This is a genomic window from Vibrio sp. YT-17 (assembly GCF_033337375.1).
Classification (GTDB): Bacteria; Pseudomonadota; Gammaproteobacteria; order Enterobacterales; family Vibrionaceae; genus Vibrio; species Vibrio alginolyticus.
On sequence record NZ_JAWOQP010000095.1, the window covers coordinates 1 to 892 of the forward strand.

Here is an 892-nt window from a genome sequence, read left to right on the forward strand (position 1 = left end):
CGGCTCGACAGGGGCGTTATTTGATTTGTTGAATTCTATTCCCGCTTGCTCAAAACGGGCGAATACAGACCTGTGATGCTGCTGATACCAGCTCGCTGGCATGTTAGGTTTAAGCTGTAGCTTCTCCTGTTTGCTGATCACCACATAGTGCAAAAACGCGTTAAGCGTAGCCGTCATCACATCACACGTCATCTCTCCATCTTTACTGATGGCTTTGAGCAAACCAACCACGGTTTCTTCAGGAACTAAAGGCTCAATAACCGCCTGTCTACGAGTTTTAAGGCTGATAGAGGCTGGCAACACATCACGGGCTGTTTCCCAACAAACCTTGTTGTTTTTATTTACTAAATTGTTTTTATAACAGTAGTAACTGAATAAAAAACGGGACACGTTTTGCCAGCGTTGCGTTTGGATTTCTAACCACAGGTGCTGAAGTTCGATATCGGCATCGGTCATAGATTTCATTCTAAATATGTTGGGAGAGCGACAGTGTAGCTTGGTTTTTTCATAACGCCAAAATCCTTCGTTGTAGCGTCTTTAAGTGCTAGTTCATCAAAGTCTATTGAGCAAATCGATTTTAATAAAGTTCGTAGTGTGGCGAATTGGGTACTAAAAAGTGATACCGCTAAATTTGTTTGTTAATGAATTGTTTATTTTAAAGCTCAATCAGATTTATATGAGGATGCTCTTTGTTGTGAAAAGAGCACGAAGTGATGTCACGTGGTATCGGCATTTAAGGAACACATTATATAGAAGAACAAAGATGGAACTGAAAACCCTCAGCGTCGCGATTGCGGCAACCTTGAGCAGCACTGCTGCGTTCGCAATGAGCGAGCCAGTAGCGCAAGTCACAGAGAAAGTTGAACATCATCAGCACGAACACGGTGTAGAA

Annotated in this window: 1 protein-coding gene; it reads right to left on the reverse strand. The window is 42.6% G+C overall.

The features are described 5' to 3' along the window. Nucleotides 1-456 (reverse strand): hypothetical protein (locus R7F67_RS24105; RefSeq protein WP_318057447.1); only part of this gene is annotated, 456 nt, incomplete at its 3' end. Nucleotides 457-892 lie beyond the last annotated feature (436 nt).